Here is a 21660-nt window from a genome sequence, read left to right on the forward strand (position 1 = left end):
GTTGGGTGGGGGCGTTGAGCGCCATGGATGGCGCGAAGCGAGGCCCGCAGGAGCGGCTTTTGCCGTCCCCCACCCAACCCCACCGCCCGGCCCAATCCCAGTAACCCAGCCCCAGCGCCACCACGGAGGGGCGCAGCCGTTCGCCGCCAGTCTCACAGCCGTCAGCCGTCAGCAATGAAGCGGAACCGCTTCTGCTTTTGCTTTTTTTCTTCTTTCCCGTGGTGGGCGCAGCCCTGTCACAGGGCTGGGCGGTGGGGTTGGGTGGGGGCGTTGAGCGCCATGGATGGCGCGAAAGCGAGGCCCGCAGGAGCGGCTCTTGCCGTCCCCCACCCAACCCCACCGCCCGGCCCAGCCCAACGATGCAAACGAACGCGCCCACCACGGAGGGGCCCAGCCGTTCGCCGCAAGACCGTCAGTGCGCCGCCTTGTCCCGCTTCCATCCCCGATGCTGGATATCCAGTTTCAGGCTGTACAACGCCGTGAACGCCGGAAACAGGTTCTGCAGCACCCCCACCGAATCCTGCTTGGCCGAGAACAGGAAGTAGCTCAGCGTCATCAGGCTGCCAACCACGCTCATGTACCAGAACAACCGCGGAATCACCGGTTTGCCAGCCCGCCGCGAGGCCACGAACTGCACCAGCCAACGCCCGCCGAACATCAACGCACCGGTGTAGCCGATCACCTTCCAGCCTGTGACGTGCAGGCCAGTCCAGTACAGCCAGGTCAGCGGCTGGTCGAGCACATGCAGTTCCATCAGCGTTCTTCCACCTGCGTGCGCTTGCTGCGCACGATCAGCCAGGCCACCCCGCGCAGATCGCGGATACCCACCAACGCGCGCCCCAGGTTGTTGTACTTGGAAACCCCTGCGGTGCGGTGGCGGTGGTTCACTGGCACGCTCAGTGTCTTCCAGCCGGCACGCTGCATCAGCGCCGGCAGGTAGCGGTGCATGTGATCGAAATACGGCAGGTCCAGGAACGCGGCACGTTCGAACAGCTTGATGCCGCAGCCGGTGTCCGGGGTGTCGTCGCGCAGCATGCGCGCGCGGATCGCGTTGGCCCACTTGCTGGCCCAGCGCTTGCTGCCGCTGTCCTGGCGGTTGACCCGCCAGCCGGCGAACAGGCGCACGTCCGCAGGCGCCGCCGCGCGGGCGGCCAGCAGCCTGGGGATGTCGGCCGGATCATTCTGGCCGTCACCGTCCAGCGTGGCGATCCACGGCGCACGCGCATGGCGCACGCCGGTGCGCACGGCCGTGCTCTGCCCGCTCTGGGTGACATGGTGGAGCACGCGCAGTTCGGGCGTGGTGGCCTTCAGGGCGTCGAGCACGGCCAGCGTGTCATCGCGGGAGTGGTCGTCCACGTAGATGATTTCGAAAGGCACCGCGCCCCGCAGCGCAGCGGTGATCTCGGCGATCAGCGGGGCAACGTTGTCGCGCTCGTTGAAGACCGGAACGACGACGGACAACTCGGGTGGGCTCATCGGGCTCTCAGCCATGGAGGTGGGTCAAAGACCGGGCATTTTCCGCTGGCGAGGTTATCCGGAGATGAACCGCCCCATCGGCCCGCCCCGTACGGTCAGGCGCGCTCACCGAAATAGTCCCGGCACCATGCCACGACCGGCGGCAGGCCCGCTTCGATGGGCGTGCGCGCCGCGAAGCCGAAAGCGTCATGCGCACGTCGGGTATCGGCCATCGTCCGCACCATGTCGCCCGGCTGCATCGGCTTGTAGATCTTCCGCGCCGGGCGTCCGGCCGCCTGCTCGATCACCCCGATGAAGCGCTCCAGCTCCACCGGGGTGTGGTTGCCCAGGTTGAAGACGCGGTGCGGCACCGGCGCGGTGCTGGGCTGCCCGAGCGCGCCCAGGATACCGGCCACGATATCCGACACGTGGGTGAAATCGCGCTGCATGCGGCCCTCGTTGAACACCTCGATCGGCCGTCCGGCCAGCACCGCGCGCGAGAACAGCAGCGGCGCCATGTCCGGCCGGCCCCAGGGACCGTACACGGTGAAGAACCGCAGGCCGGTGGCGTGCAGGCCGAACAGCTGCGCGTAGGTATAGGCCATCAGTTCGTTGGCGGCCTTGGTGGCGGCGTACAGCGATCGCGGCTGGTCCACGCGCTGGTCCTCGGAGAACGGCGGCACCGCCGAGTCCCCGTAGACCGAGCTGCTGGAGGCATACACCAGATGGCCGACGCCACGGTGCCGGCACAGTTCCAGGATGTTCACGAAGCCGCTGATGTTGCTGTCCACATAGGCGTGCGGGTTCTGCAGCGAATAGCGCACGCCCGCCTGCGCGGCCAGATGGATCACCGCGGTTGGCCGGACCTCCTCGAACAGCGCCGCCAGGCCGTCGCGGTCGGTCAGGTCCAGCGCGCGCAGGTCCAGCGTCGGGCACAGCGCGGCGACGCGGTCGCGCTTGATCTGCGGATCGTAGTAGTCGTTGAAGTTGTCCAGGCCCACCACGCTGCGGCCCGCCTCGAGCAGGGCACGGGCGGTGTAGGCACCGATGAAGCCGGCAGCGCCGGTGAGCAGGAGGGTCATGGCAGAGCTCGGGTAGTCACGAAGGCAGAGTCTAGGGCAGGCGCTGTCCGGGAAAAGTCCGAAGCGCGTATTCGTCGACGTCGTGGCGCATGTCCCGCTCCCGGCCAGGGCTGCGCCGCGCTCAGCCCTGGCGCGTGCGCAGCCGTTCCAGCACGCCTTCCAGCGTGTCCAGATCGGTGTAATGGATGACCAGCTTGCCCTTGCCGCCGCGCCCGTGGGCAATGGCCACGCGGGTGCCGAGGCTTTCGCTCAGCTCGGTTTCCAGCGAGGCGATGTCCGCCTGCGGCGCGGATTTCGCTGGCGGCTGCGGACGGTTGGCCGGCACCTTGCCGGCCGCGAAGGCCTGCGCACGGCGTTCGACTTCCCGCACGGACCAGCCTTCGTCGGCCGCTTCCTGCGCCAGCCGGCTCGCCAGCTCCGGGGCCAGCGTGGCCAGCGCACGGGCGTGACCCATTTCCAGCCGCCGCGTCTCCAGCAGCATGCGGATGGCGATAGGCAGTTCGAGCAGGCGCAGCAGGTTGGACACCGCCGCGCGTGAGCGGCCCACCGCTTCGGCCGCCTCGGCATGGGTGAGCGTGAACTCAGTGATCAGCCGCTGCAGGGCATCGGCTTCTTCGAGGGGATTGAGGTCTTCGCGCTGGATGTTCTCGATCAGCGCCATGGCGATGACGGTGCGGTCTTCCAGCTCGCGCACCACCACCGGCACTTCGTCCAGGCCGGCCAGCTGCGAAGCGCGCCAGCGGCGTTCGCCGGCCACGATTTCATAGGTGCCGCCGGGCAGCTGCCGCGCCAGGATCGGCTGGATCACCCCCTGCGAGCGGATCGAGTCGGCCAGCTCGGCCAGCTTGCCCTGGTCCATCTCGCGACGCGGCTGGTACTTGCCGGGCTGCAGCTGGCCGATGGGCAGCTTGCGCAGCACTTCACCGGGCAGCGGCTCGATCACCGCCGTGGCCTGCACCTGGCTGACCGATGCCTTCGGCCCCAGCAGAGCATCCAGACCGCGGCCGAGGCCACGCTTCTTCCCTGCAGCAGGCTTGGTGGTCATCACAGGGTCTCCATGGCCGGCGTGGCCGTGTTGCGTTCACTGTTGCGGCGGATGATCTCACCGGCCAGGCCGAGGTAGGCCACGCCACCGCGCGAGCCACGATCGTAGCCGACGATGCTCTGGCCATGGCTGGGGGCTTCGGCCAGGCGCACGTTGCGCGGCACGATGGTGCGGAACACGAGGTCGCCGAAGTGCTCGGTCAGTTCGGCCGAGACCTGGTTGGCGAGGTTGTTGCGCACATCGAACATGGTGCGCAGCACGCCCTCCACTTCCAGCACCGGGTTGAGCGTGCCGCGCAGCGCTTCGATGGTTTCCACCAGCGCGCTCAGGCCTTCCAGCGCGTAGTACTCGCATTGCATCGGCACCAGCACCGAATCGGCGGCGGCCAGCGCGTTGAGCGTCAGCAGGGACAGGGCCGGTGGACAGTCGATGAGGATGAAATCGTACTCGTCGCGGATCGGTGCCAGCGCGCGCTTCAGGCGCTGCTCGCGCTCGCCCTGCGCCATCAGCTGGATCTCCGCGGCGGTCAGGTCGATGTTGCCCGGCAGCAGGTCGAAGCCTTCGGCCGCCTTCACCCGCACCTCCACCGCGCTGCGCTCGCCCAGCAGCAGATCGCACGTGGACGCCTCCAGCTCGCGCTTGTCCACGCCGCTGCCCATGGTGGCATTGCCCTGCGAATCCAGGTCGACCAGCAGGACACGCCGGGGCGCATGGGCCAGCGCGGCGGCGAGGTTGACGGCGGTCGTGGTCTTGCCCACGCCACCCTTCTGGTTGGCGATGGCGATGATGCGGGCCATGCGGGTGAGCCTCGTCGACGTTAACTGGGACCGGTCATTATGCGTACAACCGGCCCCGGGCGGAAATCGGCGTGCGCCATCTGCCGGGTCCGCAACCGGCGGACAGCGGCCTCAGGGACCGGTCACGGTGACCAGATGCCGCTCGCCGGCCAGCCCGGGCACCTGCAGCGGACGCACCTGGCGCACCTGCCAGCCGGCCGGCAGCGCGGCGATTTCCTCATGCGGATGCACGCCCTTCATGGCCAGCAGCACGCCCCCCGGACGCAGCAGGTGGCCGCCGACGCGGACGATGCCGGCCAGGGTATCCATCGCGCGCGCGGTCAGCTGGTCGTACTGGCCGGGCTCGTCCAGCGCTTCGGCGCGGGATTCGGCCACGCGTGCATTGGCCAGCCCGAGCTGGCGCACGGCCTCGCGCATGAAGCGTGCCTTCTTGCCATTGCTCTCCACCAGGGTGACGCGCAGGCCGGGGCAGGCGATGGCCAGCGGAATGCCGGGCAACCCGGGGCCGGTGCCCAGGTCGGCCAGCGAGCCATCGGCCACGTGCGGTTGCATGGCCAGCGAATCGAGCAGGTGGCGGGTGACCATCTCCTGCGGATCACGCACGGCGGTCAGGTTGTAGGTGCCGTTCCAGCGGTGCAGCAGAGCCAGGTAGCGCAGCAGGGGCGGTGCCAGCGCTGCCGCATCCAGGCCCATCTGGGCCAGGCCACGCTGCAGCGTATCGGCCACGGCGGCCGGGAGATCATGTTCGCTCATGCCGCCATTATCACCATTCCGCGCTCAGATCGGCGCCTCGCTGCGCCGGTGCCAGGCCAGCGCGGCACGGAAACGGTCGCTGGCCTGCCATTCGTGCAGGTGCCAGCGCGCGGCAGGACCGAGCGCTTCATCGCACCACGCCATCTCCAGCGCGCCTGCCGGCCCGGCCATGAGCTGCAGGCGATGCAGCCCGAACGAAATGCCCTGGCCATCGGCCTTGAGAATGGCTTCCTTCGCACACCACAGGCGGAAGAACCAGTGCGCGAACGTGGCCTCGTCCAGCGGCTGCAGCCAGGCGATCTCGGCCGGATGGAAAAAGCGCTGCACGATCTCGCGCATGCGCGGCCGTGGACGCACCAGTTCAAGGTCCACGCCAAGGCGCACGCCCTCGCCCAGCGCCACCAGCAGCACATCGCCGCTGTGGCTCCAGCCGGCCTCGTGGGCGGCCAGCGCACCGGCCAGGGAGGGGCGCCCGCGTGGATCGCGGACCAGCGGGATCGCCATCGGATCGCCCCCGAGTGCCTGGGCCAGCACCTCCCGGGCCTGGGGTTCGCCACGCTGCCCCGGCACGTGGGGGCGCTGCCAGACCGTGACTGGACCGAAGCGCCACGGACCGAAGGGGCCTGCCGCAGGCGCCATCACGCCGCCGCGATGGGGCTGCACGGGGGGTTCACGGCGGACCGCGTCAACTGGGGGCGGTATTCAACAGGAGTCTGGACCATGGGCATCATCATCTGGCTGATCGTGGGCGGTATCGTGGGCTGGCTGGCCAGCCTCATCATGCGGCGCGATGCACAGCAGGGCATCATTCTCAACATCGTGGTCGGCATCGTCGGTGCGCTGATTGCCGGCTTCCTGTTCGGCGGCGGCATCAACCAGGCCATCACGGTGCGGACGTTCCTGTACTCGTTGATCGGCGCGGTGATCCTGCTCGCAATCGTCAACCTGTTCACCCGCAAGAGCATCCGCTGACCCGCGCACCGCGCCCTGCGGGGCGTGGACCGGTGCGGTTCTGCGAGGCCCGGCAGCTGCCGGGCCTCGTTCGTTTCAGCCCAGCTGCACCCATGCCGGCGCATGGTCGCTGGGGCGGTCCCAGGTACGTGGCTCGCGGTCGATGCCAGACGCCACCGCGGTGTCCTTCAACGCATCGGAGACCAGCGTCAGATCGATGCGCAGGCCGAGGTTGCGCCGGAATCCGGCCGCACGGTAATCCCACCAGCTGAAGATGCCACCCTCCTCGTTGTGCAGGCGGTAGCCGTCATGCAGGCCGAGCTGCAGCAGCCGGGTCAGCGCAGCGCGCTCGGCGGTGGAGGTGAGGATGTGGTTCTCGTTCCACACCAGCGGATCATTGACGTCGCGCTCGTCCGGGGCGATGTTGAAGTCACCCAGCACGACCAGCTTCGGGTACCGCTGCAGCTCTGCGGCCACCCACGCATGTACGGCCTCCAGCCAGCGCAGCTTGTAGGCGTACTTGTCGGTGCCCACGTCCTGGCCGTTGACCACGTAGAGATTGATCACCCGCAGGTCCCCGAAGGTTCCGGCGATCACCCGTTTCTGCTCGTCCTCGAAGCCGGGAATGCCGATCTGCACGTCCTGCGCCGGCTCGCGCGAGAGCAGCGCCACGCCGTTGTAGGTCTTCTGTCCGGCGAACACACTGCGGTAGCCGGCCGCGGCCAACGCGGTATCCGGGAATTTATGGTCTTCCAGCTTGGTTTCCTGGATGCCCACGATGTCCGGGCCGAAATCGGCCAACCACTGCAGCAGGTGCGGCAGGCGGACATTGAGCGAGTTGACGTTCCACGAGACGATTTTCATGCGGGCGATTGTACCTGCCAGGCGGCGGGAGGATGCCCGGCAACGCAGACCGGCCAGGCCACGCCACTACCGCATCAGCAGCCTCAGCAGGCCCGCCACGCGCGAATACGGTGGCCGCAGGAAATCCGTCGCCGCCCAGCGTGGCTGCCACAGCACCGGCATCAGCTTGCTCATGCCGTCGAATCCCGCGCGGCCGTGGTAGGCCCCCATGCCACTGGCGCCGACACCGCCGAATGGCAGGCCCTCGGCGGCGAAGTGCAGCAGCGTGTCATTGACCGTTACCCCGCCGGCCACCACCGTGCCAAGGATACGCTCCACCGTCGCCCGGTCATGGCTGAAGGGGTACAGCGCGAGCGGTCGATCGCGTGACAGCACATCATCGAGCGCAGCCTGCAGATCCACGTGGCCGCGCACCGGCAGGACCGGTCCGAAGATCTCCTCGCGCATCAGGTCCAGGTCATCGGGCGGATCCAGCACCACGGTGGGGGCGATCAGGCGCTCGCGGGCCGCGCGCTCCGGATCGATATCGACCAGCGGGATGACCACCACGCCCCGTGCACGCGCCTGCGCCAGATAGCCCTGCAGGCGCTCGAACTGGCCCTGGTTGACGATCCGGGTGTAGTCGGGCGCCTCACTGAGATCACCATAGCGTTGCACCACCTGCTGCTGCAGCTGCTGCACGAATGCGTCCCGGCGCGCAATGTCGATCAGTACATGATCCGGGGCGATGCAGGTCTGCCCGGCATTGAAGAACTTGCCGGTGGCCAGCCGCGCCGCCGCCTTGTCGAGCGGATAATCGCTGCAGACGATGGCAGGCGACTTGCCGCCCAGTTCCAGCGTCAACGGCACCAGATGTTCGGCCGCCGCCGCCATGACCTTGCGGCCCACGGCAGTGGAGCCGGTGAACACCAGGTGGTCCAGCGGCAAGGCGGAGATTGCGGCGGCGACGTCCGCACCACCCTGCACCACCGCCACGCGATCGGGCGGGAACACGCTGGCCAGCAGATCGGCAAGGAACGCGCTGGTGCGTGGCGTGTGTTCCGAGGGCTTGAGCAGCACATGGTTGCCGGCGGCGATCGCCGTGGCCAGCGGCACCAGGGCCAGCGTCACCGGGTAATTCCACGGCGAAATCACGCCCACCACGCCCAAGGGCACAGGCCGCAGCTGGGCGCGGGCCGGCCACAGTTTCGCACCCGCCCGGGCGCGCCTGGGTCTGGCCCAGCGCCTGAGGTTGCCAAGCAGGTGATCGATGGCCGAGAGCACGCTCATGCCATCGGCAATGCGTGATTCGTCGTGCGAGCGGTGTCCGAAATCCGCCGCGATGGTGGCGGCCATCTCATCGATGCGGGGCTTGAGGGCGGCTCGCAGGCGACGGAGGTCGTCTACGCGCTGGGCCAGCGAAGGGCGCTGCCGCTGCCAGGCGGCACGCAGAAAGCGCTGCACGGAAAGAAGATCGGGCGGGCTGTTCGGGATCATGCCCGGACTATAGAGCGTGCGTGACGGCGTGGGCGTCAAGCCGCTCCCCGGAGGCGCGTCCACTGAAGCGTGACAGGGCCGGGTGCAACGGCATGCAGCCTTTCTGAAAGCCAGTCTGGCGGCGTTCCATCATCGTTGATGGTTTCCACGCCCGGCCTTTGTCTTGCCAACGATCAGTGCACTGACGCCGTCGCAACCGCTGCCCATCTCCCACCCTGAGGAGGTTCCGCTGCGGGAGGTGCGCGTGGAGAACCGTGCGCTTCCCGCAGGGTTCGGCCCGTCCTGCGCCCTGCCCTGCATGCCGGGTGGATGCGCCAGGCACCTGCGGATCGTGCTGAACATGGCCGTTCTGGTCGCCGGGATGGTCGTGCTGTACTGGGCCTTCGGCAGGCCGTTCGTCAGCGCCGGCGGTGCCGCAGGACAGGCAGCCGGCCAGGCACCTGACACCCCGGGATCGGCCGCCACCCCGGCAATGAGCGCGCGTGCGTACGCCATGTGGCGGGTGCTGGCGAAATCCTGGGGATGACAGGGCTCTCCGGAGCCCGCATGCAGGAAGGCCGCGGTCTGCACCGCGGCCTTCCGTTCACACCATCGGCTGTCCCGCTTACTGGGTGATGTCCACCTTGCGGGTGTCATGCAGGAACAGGCCACCGATCACCACGGTCATCAACGCGATGATGATGGGATACCACAGGCCGTAGTAGAGGTTGCCGGTACCTGCCACCAGTGCGAAGGAAATCGCCGGGAGGAAGCCACCGAACCAGCCGTTGCCGATGTGGTAGGGCAGCGACATCGAGGTGTAGCGGATGCGGGTCGGGAACAGCTCCACCAGATAGGCCGCGATCGGTCCGTAGACCATCGTGACGTACAGCACCAGCAGCCACAGCATGAAGATCGTGCCTGCGATGTTGATGCGTGCACCGTCTGCCTTGGCCGGGTAACCGGCTGCCGTCAGCGCGCCCTTCAGCTCCGCCCCGAAGGCATCGGCCTTGGCCTTGCCATCGTCCTTGGACAGGCCGGCGGCCTCATAGGACGCTACTTCGCCGTTGCCCACGTTCACCACCGCCAGCGAACCGGCCGGCGCCGGCTTCACGTCGTACGGCACGCCCGCCTTGGTCAGCGCGGCGGTGGCCACGTCGCAGGAGCTGGTGAACTTGCGCAGGCCCACCGGATCGAACTGGAACGAGCAGGTGTTGGGATCGGCCACCACCAGCGCCGGCGAAGACGCACGCGCTTCTTCGATGGCCGGGTTGGCGAAGTGGGTCAGGCCCTTGAAGATCGGGATGTAGGTGATGGCTGCCAGCAGGCAGCCGGCCAGGATGATCCACTTGCGGCCGATGCGGTCGGACAGCCAGCCGAAGAAGATGAAGAACGGCACGCCCAGCGCCAGCGCTGCGGCGATCAGCAGATAGGAGGTGGTCGGATCGACCTTCAGCATGCTGCTCAGGAAGAACAGCGCGTAGAACTGGCCGCCGTACCACACCACCGCCTGGCCGGCCGCGGCACCGAGCAGCACCAGCAGCATCAGCTTCAGGTTGCCGTCTTTCAGGCTGTCACGGAACGGCGTCTTGGAGCCCTTGCCTTCGGCCTTCATCTGCTGGAACAGCGGCGATTCACTCAGCTGCAGGCGGATCCACACCGAGATGCCCAGCAGCACGATGGAGACCAGGAACGGGATGCGCCAGCCCCAGGCTTCGAAGGCCTCGTTGCCCAGTGCGTAGCGGCAGGCGAGGATGATCAGCAGCGACATGAACAGGCCGAGCGTGGCCGTGCACTGGATGAAGCTGGTGTACAGGCCACGCTTGTTCGCCGGTGCGTGTTCGGCCACGTAGGTGGCGGCGCCACCGTATTCGCCGCCCATCGCCAGGCCCTGGGCCAGGCGCAGGATGATCAGGATCACCGGTGCGGCAAACCCGATGGAGGCGTAGTTGGGCAGCACGCCGACCAGGAAGGTCGAGATGCCCATGATCAGGATGGTGACCAGGAAGGTGTACTTGCGCCCGATGCGATCGCCGAGGCTGCCGAAGAATGCCGCGCCGAACGGACGGACGAAGAAGCCCGCCGCGAACGCCAGCAACGCGAAGATCATGCCCGTGGTTTCGTTGACGCCACTGAAGAACTGCTTGGCGATGATGGCCGCCAGCGAGCCGTACAGGAAGAAGTCATACCATTCGAACACCGTGCCAAGGCTCGATGCGAAAATGACCTTCTTGTGACCCTTGGTCAAAGCGGCCTGGGTGGGTACGGGTGTTGTGGACATACAGTGCTTCCCCTCGTAGTGCCGGGGGCTGCCCGGCAACGGTTGTCAATCTGTTTTCAGGTCGGTGCGGACGGATCAGAAGCTGTATTTGGTGGTGAACTGCACGCGGCTGATATCGCCCTTGCGGCCGTCTTCGATCTCACGCACGCCGTACATCAGTTCGGCGCCCACATCGACCTTCGGCATCGGGGTGTAGAACACATTGCCGCGGATGCTCTGCACGCTTCTGGTCACCAGCGGACCGAGCGTTCCATCGTTGTCGTAGTCACTGCGCGCGTAGATCAGGTTGGTGCGCAGTTTCGGCGTGAAGGCATGCCGCCAGCCGACGTAACCGGCGAGGACGCCGGTGGTGGCCAGTTCGTCGCGGGCCGCGTCATAGGCGGTATCGGCGGTGATCCCCAGGCCGATGTAGCGCGAGATACCTTCGCCACCGGTGAGCTGGTAGTGCAGCGTATCGGTATCGCCCATCACCCACTTGCCGCCCAGCGTCAGGCCGCCGGCCATCTTGTCCGCGTCGGCCCCGGAGGCCTGGTTGTCCACCTTGAGCTGGCGCACCAGACCGGCCACGCCGAAGGTGCCCCAGTCGCCCTTCCAGCCATAGCGCACGGTCAGGTCCGGCAGGCTGCCGCGATCGGAGTTCGCACTGGCGTTGGTCCATGCGCCGGTGAGCGGATTGCGGGTGCCGGTGAGCGTGGTGGTTTCCGGGTTCTCCAGCGCGACGCTGAGGCCGCCCTGCGTATACCGGATCTGTGCCTGGCGCACGAACACCACGCCGTCGGTGGGCCCCACGAAGTCGGCCGCTTCCGGAAGCGAGGCCGCATCCATGAAGTTGGTCCAGGTCTGGCCGGCCAGCCAGTTGTTCCAGTACATGTATGCGTGCCGCAGGGTCACGCCGTAGGTATTGGTGGCCGTCTGGTTGCCCAGCGAATTGCCGAAGAAATCCATCTCGAAGAACGCACCGGCCTTGTCACCGGATTGGCTCACGTTGTCGATGCCCAGGTTGAAGCGCGAGAACTTGGCGTGCGCGTTGTAGTCCACGTCCGAGCGTTCGCCGCTGCCGCCTGCCCCGGCCACCGGGGTCTGTCCCGGCAGGTACAGCGCGCGGCCGGTGGCATCATCGGCCAGCTGGCCATCACCGGTCTGCGTGGCGAGGAAATCGGCCTTGATGAAACCGCCGACCTTGACCGTGGTACCCGGCGCGGCGCCCGGGGTGATCGTGGTCACCTGGATCGGCTGCTTGCCGGCCGGTACCGCCGGCTTCTGTTCGGCCTGCACGGTCCGCACTTCGGTCACGGCCTGCTGGGTCTGGCTGATCTGGCTCTGCTGCTGTTGCTGCGAGGACAGCAGCAGCTGCACCTGGCGCTCCAGTTCCATGACACGTGCTTCCAGCGCCTGCTCCCTGGCGCTCTGGCCTTTCGCCGATTGCGCGAACGCCATGCCAGGGGCGACCAGCGCGACCAGCATGCAGGCCGCAAGCGGCTTGCGCAGGGTCTTCAACGTACGGTGGCTCATGTTGCCCTCTCTCCCAAAAGTGGCAAATCGAAAGCCGCGCGTGGGGCACGGTCAGGCCGAGGTTGCGGCCGCGCCTGCGCATCCGGCTATACGCCATTAGTCGATAGGCCACCCGGTTACGACCATCGTCTAATCACCGTCCACGCCCAGTACGCGGGTGATGCGGCAAACTGGGCTGAACAGGTCGCGCGCATGCTGCGGCCGCACATACAGTCCACGTGGAAGTGAGGGTGCAGATGGCCGACCGTTATCCCGTTGATCCGCAGTTCGCCGCCCAGGCGCGTATCGACAAGACCGCCTATGAGCAGCAGTACCAGCAATCGCTGAGCGATCCGGATGCGTTCTGGGGCAAGGCCGCCGAGCGCCTGGACTGGATGCGTGCACCGACCCGGATCAAGAACGTCAGTTATGACCTGGCCGACTTCCGCATCAAGTGGTTCGAAGACGGCGAGCTCAATGCCAGCGTGAACTGCCTGGACCGTCAGCTGGCCACGCGCGGGGACAAGACCGCGCTGCTGTTCGAGCCGGACAGCCCGGACGCCCCGGCCCAGCACGTGACCTATCGCGAGCTGTACGAGCGCACCTGCCGGCTGGGTAACGCACTGCGCAGCCTGGGCGTCCAGAAGGGCGACCGCGTCACGATCTACCTGCCGATGATCATCGATGCCGCCGTGGCGATGCTCGCCTGCGCACGCATCGGTGCGATCCATTCGGTGGTGTTCGGCGGCTTCGCACCGAACTCCATCGCCGACCGCGTGATCGACTGCCAGAGCAAGCTGATCATCACCGCCGATGAAGGCCTGCGCGGTGGCCGCCGGATCCCGCTGAAGGCCAACGTGGACGCCGCGCTCAAGCTCCCGGGCACCACCACCGTGGAAACCGTGCTGGTAGTGCGCCACACCGGCGGCGCGGTGGACATGCAGGCCCCGCGCGACCGCTGGTTCCATGACGTGGTGGACAGCCAGCCGGCGGCCTGCGAGCCGGAACGCATGAATGCCGAGGACCCGCTGTTCATCCTCTACACCTCCGGCTCCACCGGCAAACCCAAGGGCGTGCTGCACACCACCGGCGGGTACCTGCTGTACGCGGCGTATACCCACGAAGCGGTGTTCGACCTGCGCGAGGACGACATCTACTGGTGCACCGCCGACGTCGGCTGGGTGACCGGCCACAGTTACATCGTGTACGGGCCGCTGGCCAACGGCGCCACCTCGCTGATGTTCGAAGGCGTGCCGAACTTCCCTGATACCGCGCGCTTCTGGAATGTCATCGACAAGCACAAGGTGACGTTGTTCTATACCGCGCCGACCGCCATCCGCGCCCTCATGCGCGAGGGCGACGAGCCGGTCAAGACGACCTCGCGCGCCTCGCTCCGCCTGCTCGGCAGTGTCGGCGAGCCGATCAATCCCGAAGCCTGGCGCTGGTACTACGAGGTGGTCGGCGACAGCCGCTGCCCGATCGTCGACACCTGGTGGCAGACCGAAACCGGCGGCATCCTGATCTCGCCGCTGCCGGGAGCGGTGGACCTCAAGCCGGGCTCGGCCACCCTGCCCTTCTTCGGGGTGCAGCCGGCGCTGGTCAATGCCGACGGCGAGATCCAGGAAGGCCCCACCGAGGGCAACCTGATCATCCGCGATTCGTGGCCGGGCCAGATGCGCACCGTCTATGGCGATGACCAGCGCTTCATCGACACCTACTTCCGTACCTACCCGGGCAGTTACTTCACCGGCGACGGCTGCCGCCGCGACGAGGACGGTTACTACTGGATCACCGGCCGCGTGGACGATGTGATCAACGTCAGCGGCCACCGCATCGGTACCGCCGAGGTGGAAAGCGCCCTGGTCTCGCACCCCAAGGTCGCCGAGGCCGCCGTGGTCGGCTTCCCGCATGACGTGAAGGGCCAGGGCATCTACGCGTATGTCACGTTGATCGCCGAAGAAACGCCCAGCGACGCGCTGCACAAGGAGCTGGTGGCGTGGGTGCGCAAGGAGATCGGCCCCATCGCCACGCCGGACCACCTGCAGTGGGCCCCGGGCCTGCCGAAGACGCGCTCGGGCAAGATCATGCGCCGCATCCTGCGCAAGATCGCCGAGAATGCACCGGACCAGCTCGGCGATACCTCGACCCTGGCCGATCCGTCGGTGGTGGCGTCGCTGGTGGACGAACGCAAGGTCCGATGATCCAACGCCCGGTGCCTCCCACCGTGGAGGCCCGGGCCTGTTCAAGCTGCCCCCCCCTACAAGCCAACCCCATGCCCACCCTGCTGATTGCCGATGACCATCCGCTGTTCCGAGAAGCGCTGAGGGGGGCGGTGCAGCGCGTGATGCCGGGCGTGCAGCTGCACGAGGCCGACAGCGTGGAGGCGCTGTACGCGCTGGCCGACCAGCACAACGATGCCGACCTGGTGCTGATGGACCTCAACATGCCCGGCGCCCAAGGCTTCAATGCGCTGGTGCACATGCGTTCGCTGCACCCGCACCTGCCGGTGGTCGTGGTGTCGGCACGCGAGGAGCCCACGGTGATGCGCCGCGCGCTCGACCATGGCGCGTTCGGGTTCATTCCAAAATCCGCCGATTCGGACACCATCGGGCACGCCCTGGGTACCATCCTCGACGGCGAAACCTGGGCCCCGCCGGAGGCCCACAACGTGCCGCCGACCGGGCGCGAGGAACGCGAGGTCGGACAACGCCTGCGCGAGCTCACCCCGCAGCAGTTCCGCGTGCTGCAGATGCTCGGCGCCGGCCGCCTCAACAAGCAGATCGCCTATGACCTGGGTGTTTCCGAGGCGACGATCAAGGCGCACGTCACCGCCATCCTGCGCAAGCTCGGGGTCACAAACCGCACGCAGGCCGTGCTGATGGCCGGCAAGCTGGCCGTGGATGACGAACAGATCGTGCTGCCGCCCGAAGAAGACTGACGCAACCGGCCACCTCCGGCGTGCGCCGCGTCCGCCGCGCGGTTCGTGCTGCGGCCACCGCATTGATGTGCCTGACGTGTCCGGCACCCGCAGCGCGCGGCTCGAGAAGAAACATTCCAAAAACGCATCCATGGCATGCCATTTCGCCGTTTGCCGGCGCACGCCCGGGTGGCTAGCGTCGCTCGCGCGCAGAAACCGTCCAGTTGACCGGGGGTCATCCGGCCTGCGCTTGTCAGGTAGCGAGAACGACCATGGCGCTTTTCTGTTCCTGCGGCGTACGCGCCGTGTTCCTGCTTGCCACGGCCTCGGCAAGTCCCGCCGCACTGGCCATCGCCGTCACCGATCACCTCGCACTGGGCGGCGCCGTGCGGCTGCGTTTCGACCACGATCCGGATCGCGACATCGAGAAGGCCGGCCTGGACGTGGTGATGCTCAATGGCGCCTATGACGATGGCCGCTGGATGGCCGCCGCGCGATACCGCTGGTACGGCGGTGCCCACCCCTACCAGTACACCCGTTTTGGCGGGGTGCGCTTCCTGGAATACGGCTGGGCGGGCCTGCACCTGGACGACACGCAGCAGATCAAGGTAGGCCTGCACAACGTGCCATTCGGCCTGCAGCCGCTCTTCAGCAGCACCTTCTACGAGACGCTGGGCAATGTGATCGGCCTGGAGGACCTCAACCAGGTGGGCGCCAGCTGGCAGCGCAGCGGCACGGACTGGAACCTGCAGGCGGGTCTGTACGCACGCCCGGCGTGGGCAGGCCACGGCACGGGCAATGGCACCACGTATGCCGTCACGGTGACCCCGGCCGATCCCGGCGTCGCGGGCGGCACCCGGAACGTGGAACGCGGCCTGGTGGCGGTCCGCCTGGCCCGTACGCTGCACGTTGGCGAGGGGGCAGGCGAGTTCGGCGTGTCGTTTCTGCACTCCACGCTTCACAACCGCGACACCGGCCGCGACGGCGAGCGCCGCAGCGCGGCCGTGCACTATCGCTATCAGCAGGGTCCCTGGCAAACACGGGCCCTGCTGGCCCGGCAGCTGATGACGCCGCGCAATCCCGACGGCAGCCAGCACGTGACGTTCGGCGCCTATGATGGCACCTTCAACGTGGCCAGCCGCGGTACGTTGGGCGTGCTCGACCTCAGCTACAGCGTGCCGGGACGGTGGCTGCACGGCTGGGTCGGCAACGTCCGTCCGTACGTCAATTACAGCCGGTTCGCCAAGTCCGCCGCAGGAGCCAGGGCCAGTGAGCGCGCCTTCCTCGGTGTGGCGGCGTCGGTACGCGCGCTCCAGGTGGCGCTGGAGTGGATGCACGGGCGCAATGACCCTTACATTGGCGGCAGCAGCTATACCCAGAGCCTGGCCGAAGGCGGCATCGACCGCTGGAAGAGCCAGCTGTACATGAACATCGGCTATTACTTCTGATCTCCTGCCCTCCGCGCCCCGGGTGCCCGCATGAAACGTCGCATGCCCACGCTCAATGCTCTGAAGGCCTTCGAGATGGCCGGAAGCACGGGCAGTTTCACCCGCGCCGCGGCGCAGCTCAGCGTCACCCAGAGCGCCGTCAGCCGCCAGGTGCGGCAGCTGGAGGACCAGCTGGGCGAACCGCTGCTGCTGCGCCAGCACCATCACCTGCAGCTGACGCCTGCAGGCGTGATCCTGCTGCGCGCGTTGCAGCAGTCGTTCGATCGCATCGAACAGACCGTGAGGGCACTGCAGGAGCAGCAGCACCTGCGCCGGCTCCGGCTCAACGCACCGCCCACCTTCGCGCGGCGCTGGCTGCTGCCGCGGCTGGGCACGCTGCGGGCGGCGCATCCGGAACTGGACATCAGCCTGACCACCCGCCTGCGCGATGACCTGTACGAATCAGGCCAGCTGGACGTGGCCATCCGCTTCGGCGATGGCGAATGGGAGGGACTGGACGCCACGCGGTTGATGACCGAACAGCACGTCGCCGTCTGCGCGCCGGCCCTGCTGGAACGCTACCGCAACGCCGATGGCAGCCCCGCGCTGGACCGCATGCCGCTGCTGCACGTGCTGGCTGGCACCGATCACCGTTACCTGACCTGGGCGCACTGGCTGGGTGCGGCCGGCATCGACGGGGTGGACCTGCAGGGCGGCTGCGAGTTCGATCTGCTCGACCTCGCCATCCGTGCCGCCCGCGATGGCCTGGGCGTCACCATTGCTGATCGCCACATGCTGGCCGAAGAACTCGACAGTGGCGCGCTGCAACAGGTCGGAGAGGCGCAGGTGGACGGCCACCAGTCCTATTGGCTGGTGCAGCGGACAGAAAGTGCATTATCGCCGGCGGTGGGTATTTTCCGCGCGTGGCTGCTCGCGCAGCGGGCGTAACGGTTCATTCGCGACACATTGCATCGCCTTGCGCGTGAACCTGAGTTTTTCGCATGCCGCGTCCGCCAAATCGTCGCTTGCAGACGCAGTGCAGCAACTTCAAAGCTTGCAGCACGCCGGCGATCAGGCGTCGGCACGGTGCCGATCTCGTCAGATCGTGGCCCACAGCGAGCAGGAATCATGCGCACCGAGTACCCCTTCATCGACGGCCGCTCTGCGGCACACGACGGCGATACGTTCATCGAGGTCATCAATCCGGCCACCGGCCAGTGCATCGGCCGTGTCGCCGCGGCCAGCGCCGCGCAGGCGACGGCCGCCGTAGCGGCTGCCCGGCGCGCGCAGCGCGGCTGGGCGCGCCTGCCGGCCATCGAACGCGCCAGGCACCTGCACCGCCTGGCCGACGCCCTGTGCGCCGAAGCCAGCGCCATCGGCGCGGTGCTGGCCGACGAATCGGGCAAGAGCCTGGACGATGCCAGCAATGAAGCGCGCTATGCCGCCGAGATCACCCGCTACCACGCCGAATGGGCACGCCGCATCGAAGGTGAAGTGATTCCCAGCGACAGTCCGCACGAAACCTTGCTGCTGCAGCGCGAGCCGATCGGCGTGGTCGCCTGCCTGATCCCGTTCAATTTCCCGGTCTACACGCTGCTGCGCAAGATCGCCCCGGCGTTGATCACCGGCAACACGGTGGTAGTGCGCCCCAGCAACAACACGCCGCTGTCCGCGTTCGCCATCGCCCGTGCAGTGGTCGCCGCCGGCCTGCCGGACGGTGTGGTCAACATCCTGGCGATGGACCACGACGTGGCCCAGGTCCTGTGCACGCAGCCGGCGGTGGGCATGATCACGCTCACCGGCAGTGTGGGCGTGGGCCGTACCGTACTGGAGTACTGCAAGGCCAACATCGCCAAGCCGTCGCTGGAACTGGGCGGCAAGACGCCCGCGATCGTCTGTGCCGATGCGGACCTGGAAACGGCCGCTACCGCCATCGCGGCATCGCGCACCACCCACTGCGGCCAGCTGTGCACGGCGGTGGAGCGCGTCTACGTGGACACGCAGGTGCACGACCGCTTCCTGGCGTTGCTGCGCGATGCGATGGCTGCCGTGCGCAGCGGCGACCGTCGGCAGGCGCCGGGCTGCATGGGACCGTTGGCCACCGCCGCCGCGCGTGCGCAGATCCATGCCAAGGTGCAGCGCGCGGTGGCCGAGGGCGCGGTAGTGGAAACCGGCGGCGTCGTGCCGCCCGGCGAAGGCTTCTTCTACCCGGCCACGCTGCTGTCCAACTGCCACCAGGCGATGGAGATCGTACAGGAGGAAACCTTCGGGCCCGTGCTGCCCGTGCTGCGTTTCGATGGCATCGAGGAGGCCCTGGCGCTGGCCAACGACCATCAGTTCGGGCTGTCCTCGGTGCTCTATACCGAGGACTATCGCACGGCCCTGCGGTGCGCCCACGCCATCGAAGCCGGCGAACTGTACGTCAACCGCACGCCTGCGGACCCCTACCAGGGCTACCACGCGGGCTGGAAGCGATCCGGACTGGGCGGCGATGACGGCAAGCACGGCATGCTCGAATTCACCCAGACCCGTCTGGTGGTGATGGCCTTCTGAACGCGCCGCGCCCTGCCGCGCAAGGCAGGCCCGGCCCTTACCGATCTGGATGCTTCCCATGACCGATACGCTTGTCGTTGCGGCGACCGCGCCGCAGCAGGCCGACCGCGCGCGTCTGCTGCGCTATGTCCAGCTGGCCCTGCTGGTGATCGCCGCTGGCGCCATCTTCCCGATGCTCTACCTGCGCCAGGTCTACCAGGGCACCATGCTGCACGCCATGGACATCAGCGAGGTCCAGCTGGGCGTGCTGTATTCCCTGCTGGGCACCGCCTTCATGTTCAGCTACCTGCCCAGCGGCTGGATCGCCGACCGGCTCTCGCCACGGTTCCTGATCAGCTTTTCACTGATCGGCACCGGCCTGCTCGGTCTGGTCTACGCCACGCTGCCGCCGTACGCCACGCTGGTCTGGATCTTTGTCGGCTTCGGCATCACCTGCGGGCTGACGTTCTGGGCCGCGCTGCTGAAGCGTGTCCGGATGATCGCACTGGCCGACGAACAGGGCCGATTCTTCGGCGTGCTGGACGGCGGCCGCGGGCTGGTCGAAGCCTCGCTGGCCACTGTGGCGATCGCCCTGTTCGCCTGGACGGTCAACCGCGGTCAGTCCGAGGCCACGGGACTGCGCCATGTGATCCATCTCTATGCTTTCTGCTGCATCGGGCTGGGCGTGCTGCTGGGCTTTGTCCGCGACCCGCGCGCGGTGGCCGATGAGGACGGCGCGGCCCCGGCGGCGCGGTCCTCGCTCCGCGCGGACCTGGCAACGCTGATCCGCATTCCCGAGCTGTGGCTGGTCACCGCCATCATTTTCTGCGGGTATCACTTCTTCTGGGCCACCTACAGTTTCTCCGCACTGCTTGAGCAGGACGGCCTTGGCCTGAGTGCCACCCTGGCCGGCGTCGTCACCACCATCAAGCTGTGGATGCGGCCGGTGGGCGGCATCGGAGGCGGCTGGCTGGGCGACCGCTTCTCGAAGATCGGCGTGCTGATCGTCGCGCTGTCGCTGGATGCGGCCGGCATGCTCGGCCTGGCCCTGCTGCCGGCCCTGCACAACGTCGGCATCCTGGTGTTCCTGGTCATCTTCATCGGCATGGTGACCTACGCCATCCGTGGACTGTACTGGGCCATCCTCGACGACTGCCGCGTGCCCACGCGGATCACCGGCCTGGCCATCGGCATCATCTCGATGATCGGCTACATGCCCGATGCCTTCCTGCCCCTGGTCAACGCGTGGTTCATCGGCCGCTTCCCCGGACTGCTGGGGTATCAGCTCTATTTCACTTACATCCTGGTGGTGGGCCTGCTTGGCGTGGTCGCCGCCGTGGCCCTCAAGCGCCGCCTGCAGGCAAGGACCTCTACACCATGAAGATCATCGCACTGGAAACCCACGTCGTCGCCGTTCCGCCGCCGCATGTGGGCGGCATGTACTGGCTGTTCGTCACCCTCACCACTGACTGCGGCATCACCGGCGTCGGCGAGATCTATGCCGCCACTTTCCACCCGAAGGTGATGGTGCCGGCCGTGGCCGATGTGTTCGAGCGCTACCTGCTCGGCCACGATCCGCACCACATCGAGCGTTTCTTCCGCCAGGCCTATTCCAGCGGCTTCACCCAGCGTCCGGACCTGACCATGATGGGCATCGTCAGTGGCCTGGAGATGGCCTGCTGGGACATCATCGGAAAGGCGGCCGGCAAGCCCGTGTACGAACTGCTGGGGGGCCGGGTGCACGAGCGGCTGCGCAGCTACACCTATCTGTATCCGCGCAATGCGGCTGGCGAGTACGACTACAGCGATCCGGACCTTGCCGCCGAATGCGCCGCACAGGAAGTGGCGCGCGGATTCACCGCCGTCAAGTTCGATCCCGCAGGTCCGTACTCGGCCTACTCCGGTCACCAGTTGTCACTGGAGGTGCTGGAGCGGTGCGAGACGTTCTGCCGGAAGATCCGCGAGGCGGTGGGCAACCGCGCCGACCTGCTGTTCGGGACGCACGGGCAGATGGTGCCCTCCTCCGCCATCCGCCTGGCGCAGCGCCTGCAGCGCTACGACCCGTTGTGGTTCGAAGAGCCCGTGCCGCCCGGACAGGATGAGGCCATGGGCCGCGTCGCGCGCGCCACGTCCATTCCCATCGCCAGCGGCGAGCGGTTGACCACCAAATACGAGTTCGCACGGCTGCTGCAGACCGGCGGCGCGTCGATCCTGCAGATGAATGTCGGCCGTTGTGGCGGTCTGCTCGAAGCGAAGAAGATCGCATCGCTGGCCGAAGTGCACTACGCGCAGATCGCCCCGCACCTGTACAACGGGCCGGTGGGTGCGGCGGCCAGTTTCCAGCTCGCCGCCTGCTCGCCGAACTTCCTCATCCAGGAAAGCATCGGCACGTGGGACGGTTTCCACGCACAGATCCTGACCCGGCCGCTGCAGTGGGAAGACGGTTATGTCATTCCCTCGCGCGAGCCCGGCCTTGGCGTGGAACTGGACATGGATGTGGTGCGTGCGCACAGCCCGTATACCGGGCAGCGCCTGCACCTGCAGATGGCGGAGGCGCCGGTGGACGTGCGCGACTGCCTGCCGGCGCGGGGCTGACCCATGGAAACACGC

At 67.6% G+C, this 21660-nt stretch carries 20 protein-coding genes; 9 read left to right on the plus strand and 11 right to left on the minus strand.

From position 1 onward, the window contains the following. Positions 1-412: 412 nt before the first annotated feature. The 7 genes from FHY09_RS15835 to FHY09_RS15865 form a co-directional block, all read right to left on the minus strand. A complete protein-coding gene (locus FHY09_RS15835) occupies positions 413-754 on the minus strand; it encodes a lipid-A-disaccharide synthase N-terminal domain-containing protein (protein ID WP_166927875.1) in 342 nt (113 codons plus the stop codon). Then, the gene (locus FHY09_RS15840) at positions 754-1476 is read right to left on the minus strand and encodes a glycosyltransferase family 2 protein (protein WP_166927876.1); all 723 of its coding nucleotides are present in this window, start codon (positions 1474-1476) and stop codon (positions 754-756) included. Before FHY09_RS15840 ends, FHY09_RS15835 begins: the two co-directional genes overlap by 1 nt. Positions 1477-1571: 95 nt before the next feature. Next, positions 1572-2537, minus strand: a complete 966-nt coding sequence (locus tag FHY09_RS15845) for an NAD-dependent epimerase/dehydratase family protein (protein ID WP_166927877.1) — start codon at positions 2535-2537, stop codon at positions 1572-1574. 121 nt (positions 2538-2658) lie between these two features. Continuing rightward, positions 2659-3582: a ParB/RepB/Spo0J family partition protein gene (locus tag FHY09_RS15850; RefSeq protein ID WP_166927878.1), complete on the minus strand. Its 924-nt coding sequence runs from the start codon at positions 3580-3582 to the stop codon at positions 2659-2661. Next, positions 3582-4379: a ParA family protein gene (locus tag FHY09_RS15855; protein WP_166927879.1), complete on the minus strand. Its 798-nt coding sequence runs from the start codon at positions 4377-4379 to the stop codon at positions 3582-3584. The genes FHY09_RS15850 and FHY09_RS15855 overlap by 1 nt, the downstream gene beginning before the upstream one ends. A 111-nt stretch (positions 4380-4490) precedes the next feature. Continuing rightward, entirely contained in the window at positions 4491-5132 is a 642-nt protein-coding gene (gene rsmG / locus FHY09_RS15860; protein ID WP_166927880.1) for a 16S rRNA (guanine(527)-N(7))-methyltransferase RsmG, read from the minus strand. A 24-nt stretch (positions 5133-5156) separates the two neighbouring features. Then, on the minus strand, positions 5157-5771 hold the full coding sequence (locus FHY09_RS15865) for a 4'-phosphopantetheinyl transferase superfamily protein (protein ID WP_166927940.1): 615 nt from the start codon (positions 5769-5771) through the stop codon (positions 5157-5159). Positions 5772-5852: 81 nt separating this feature from the next. Here FHY09_RS15865 and FHY09_RS15870 point away from each other — a divergent pair, with 81 nt between their 5' ends. Continuing rightward, positions 5853-6104, plus strand: a complete 252-nt coding sequence (locus FHY09_RS15870) for a GlsB/YeaQ/YmgE family stress response membrane protein (protein WP_166927881.1) — start codon at positions 5853-5855, stop codon at positions 6102-6104. Between the two features lie 75 nt (positions 6105-6179). Here the strand turns inward: FHY09_RS15870 and xth are convergent, their stop codons facing one another. Together xth and FHY09_RS15880 are read right to left on the minus strand one after the other, a co-directional pair. Further along, positions 6180-6947, minus strand: a complete 768-nt coding sequence (gene xth, locus FHY09_RS15875; RefSeq protein ID WP_166927882.1) for an exodeoxyribonuclease III — start codon at positions 6945-6947, stop codon at positions 6180-6182. A 66-nt stretch (positions 6948-7013) separates the two neighbouring features. Then, positions 7014-8423, minus strand: coding sequence for a coniferyl aldehyde dehydrogenase (locus FHY09_RS15880; protein ID WP_166927883.1), 1410 nt, complete (start codon positions 8421-8423; stop codon positions 7014-7016). Between the two features lie 340 nt (positions 8424-8763). On the opposite strand from FHY09_RS15880, the gene FHY09_RS15885 reads away from it, so the two are divergent. Further along, positions 8764-8949: a hypothetical protein gene (locus tag FHY09_RS15885; RefSeq protein WP_166927884.1), complete on the plus strand. Its 186-nt coding sequence runs from the start codon at positions 8764-8766 to the stop codon at positions 8947-8949. Between the two features lie 78 nt (positions 8950-9027). Here FHY09_RS15885 and FHY09_RS15890 read toward each other — a convergent pair whose 3' ends face one another. Both FHY09_RS15890 and FHY09_RS15895 read right to left on the minus strand, forming a co-directional pair. Next, positions 9028-10683: an MFS transporter gene (locus FHY09_RS15890; RefSeq protein ID WP_166927885.1), complete on the minus strand. Its 1656-nt coding sequence runs from the start codon at positions 10681-10683 to the stop codon at positions 9028-9030. Between the two features lie 75 nt (positions 10684-10758). Continuing rightward, a complete protein-coding gene (locus FHY09_RS15895; RefSeq protein ID WP_166927886.1) occupies positions 10759-12195 on the minus strand; it encodes a DcaP family trimeric outer membrane transporter in 1437 nt (478 codons plus the stop codon). 236 nt (positions 12196-12431) lie between these two features. Between FHY09_RS15895 and acs the strand changes: the two genes are divergently transcribed. The 7 genes from acs (at position 12432) to FHY09_RS15930 (ending at position 21645) form a co-directional block, all read left to right on the plus strand. After that, the gene (gene acs, locus FHY09_RS15900; protein ID WP_166927887.1) at positions 12432-14375 is read left to right on the plus strand and encodes an acetate--CoA ligase; all 1944 of its coding nucleotides are present in this window, start codon (positions 12432-12434) and stop codon (positions 14373-14375) included. A 71-nt stretch (positions 14376-14446) separates the two neighbouring features. Then, on the plus strand, positions 14447-15112 hold the full coding sequence (locus tag FHY09_RS15905) for a response regulator transcription factor (protein WP_166927888.1): 666 nt from the start codon (positions 14447-14449) through the stop codon (positions 15110-15112). 251 nt (positions 15113-15363) lie between these two features. Continuing rightward, positions 15364-16539: a porin gene (locus FHY09_RS15910; RefSeq protein WP_166927889.1), complete on the plus strand. Its 1176-nt coding sequence runs from the start codon at positions 15364-15366 to the stop codon at positions 16537-16539. A 30-nt stretch (positions 16540-16569) separates the two neighbouring features. Further along, positions 16570-17466 (plus strand): LysR substrate-binding domain-containing protein, encoded by an 897-nt coding sequence (locus FHY09_RS15915; protein ID WP_166927890.1) that lies wholly within the window; start codon positions 16570-16572, stop codon positions 17464-17466. A gap of 180 nt (positions 17467-17646) precedes the next feature. Beyond that, positions 17647-19071 (plus strand): aldehyde dehydrogenase, encoded by a 1425-nt coding sequence (gene aldA / locus FHY09_RS15920; protein ID WP_166927891.1) that lies wholly within the window; start codon positions 17647-17649, stop codon positions 19069-19071. 58 nt (positions 19072-19129) lie between these two features. Next, complete coding sequence (locus FHY09_RS15925) at positions 19130-20431, plus strand: MFS transporter (RefSeq protein ID WP_208407963.1); 1302 nt, start codon at positions 19130-19132, stop codon at positions 20429-20431. After that, positions 20428-21645: a mandelate racemase/muconate lactonizing enzyme family protein gene (locus FHY09_RS15930; RefSeq protein ID WP_166927893.1), complete on the plus strand. Its 1218-nt coding sequence runs from the start codon at positions 20428-20430 to the stop codon at positions 21643-21645. The genes FHY09_RS15925 and FHY09_RS15930 overlap by 4 nt, the downstream gene beginning before the upstream one ends. Positions 21646-21660 lie beyond the last annotated feature (15 nt).

It is taken from the genome of Xanthomonas sp. 60, assembly GCF_011761925.1.

What these genes read in the sequence shown, in the direction of transcription:
- aldA (WP_166927891.1), top strand. Translation starts at nt 17,647, where the DNA reads ATGCGCACCGAGTACCCCTTCATCGACGGCCGCTCTGCGGCACACGAC.
- FHY09_RS15915 (WP_166927890.1), top strand. Translation starts at nt 16,570, where the DNA reads ATGAAACGTCGCATGCCCACGCTCAATGCTCTGAAGGCCTTCGAGATG.
- FHY09_RS15840 (WP_166927876.1), bottom strand. Translation starts at nt 1,476, where the DNA reads ATGAGCCCACCCGAGTTGTCCGTCGTCGTTCCGGTCTTCAACGAGCGC.
- FHY09_RS15855 (WP_166927879.1), bottom strand. Translation starts at nt 4,379, where the DNA reads ATGGCCCGCATCATCGCCATCGCCAACCAGAAGGGTGGCGTGGGCAAG.
- FHY09_RS15880 (WP_166927883.1), bottom strand. Translation starts at nt 8,423, where the DNA reads ATGATCCCGAACAGCCCGCCCGATCTTCTTTCCGTGCAGCGCTTTCTG.
- FHY09_RS15870 (WP_166927881.1), top strand. Translation starts at nt 5,853, where the DNA reads ATGGGCATCATCATCTGGCTGATCGTGGGCGGTATCGTGGGCTGGCTG.
- acs (WP_166927887.1), top strand. Translation starts at nt 12,432, where the DNA reads ATGGCCGACCGTTATCCCGTTGATCCGCAGTTCGCCGCCCAGGCGCGT.
- rsmG (WP_166927880.1), bottom strand. Translation starts at nt 5,132, where the DNA reads ATGAGCGAACATGATCTCCCGGCCGCCGTGGCCGATACGCTGCAGCGT.
- FHY09_RS15925 (WP_208407963.1), top strand. Translation starts at nt 19,130, where the DNA reads ATGACCGATACGCTTGTCGTTGCGGCGACCGCGCCGCAGCAGGCCGAC.
- FHY09_RS15845 (WP_166927877.1), bottom strand. Translation starts at nt 2,537, where the DNA reads ATGACCCTCCTGCTCACCGGCGCTGCCGGCTTCATCGGTGCCTACACC.
- FHY09_RS15890 (WP_166927885.1), bottom strand. Translation starts at nt 10,683, where the DNA reads ATGTCCACAACACCCGTACCCACCCAGGCCGCTTTGACCAAGGGTCAC.
- xth (WP_166927882.1), bottom strand. Translation starts at nt 6,947, where the DNA reads ATGAAAATCGTCTCGTGGAACGTCAACTCGCTCAATGTCCGCCTGCCG.
- FHY09_RS15905 (WP_166927888.1), top strand. Translation starts at nt 14,447, where the DNA reads ATGCCCACCCTGCTGATTGCCGATGACCATCCGCTGTTCCGAGAAGCG.
- FHY09_RS15850 (WP_166927878.1), bottom strand. Translation starts at nt 3,582, where the DNA reads ATGACCACCAAGCCTGCTGCAGGGAAGAAGCGTGGCCTCGGCCGCGGT.
- FHY09_RS15930 (WP_166927893.1), top strand. Translation starts at nt 20,428, where the DNA reads ATGAAGATCATCGCACTGGAAACCCACGTCGTCGCCGTTCCGCCGCCG.
- FHY09_RS15910 (WP_166927889.1), top strand. Translation starts at nt 15,364, where the DNA reads ATGGCGCTTTTCTGTTCCTGCGGCGTACGCGCCGTGTTCCTGCTTGCC.
- FHY09_RS15895 (WP_166927886.1), bottom strand. Translation starts at nt 12,195, where the DNA reads ATGAGCCACCGTACGTTGAAGACCCTGCGCAAGCCGCTTGCGGCCTGC.
- FHY09_RS15885 (WP_166927884.1), top strand. Translation starts at nt 8,764, where the DNA reads ATGGCCGTTCTGGTCGCCGGGATGGTCGTGCTGTACTGGGCCTTCGGC.
- FHY09_RS15835 (WP_166927875.1), bottom strand. Translation starts at nt 754, where the DNA reads ATGGAACTGCATGTGCTCGACCAGCCGCTGACCTGGCTGTACTGGACT.
- FHY09_RS15865 (WP_166927940.1), bottom strand. Translation starts at nt 5,771, where the DNA reads ATGGCGCCTGCGGCAGGCCCCTTCGGTCCGTGGCGCTTCGGTCCAGTC.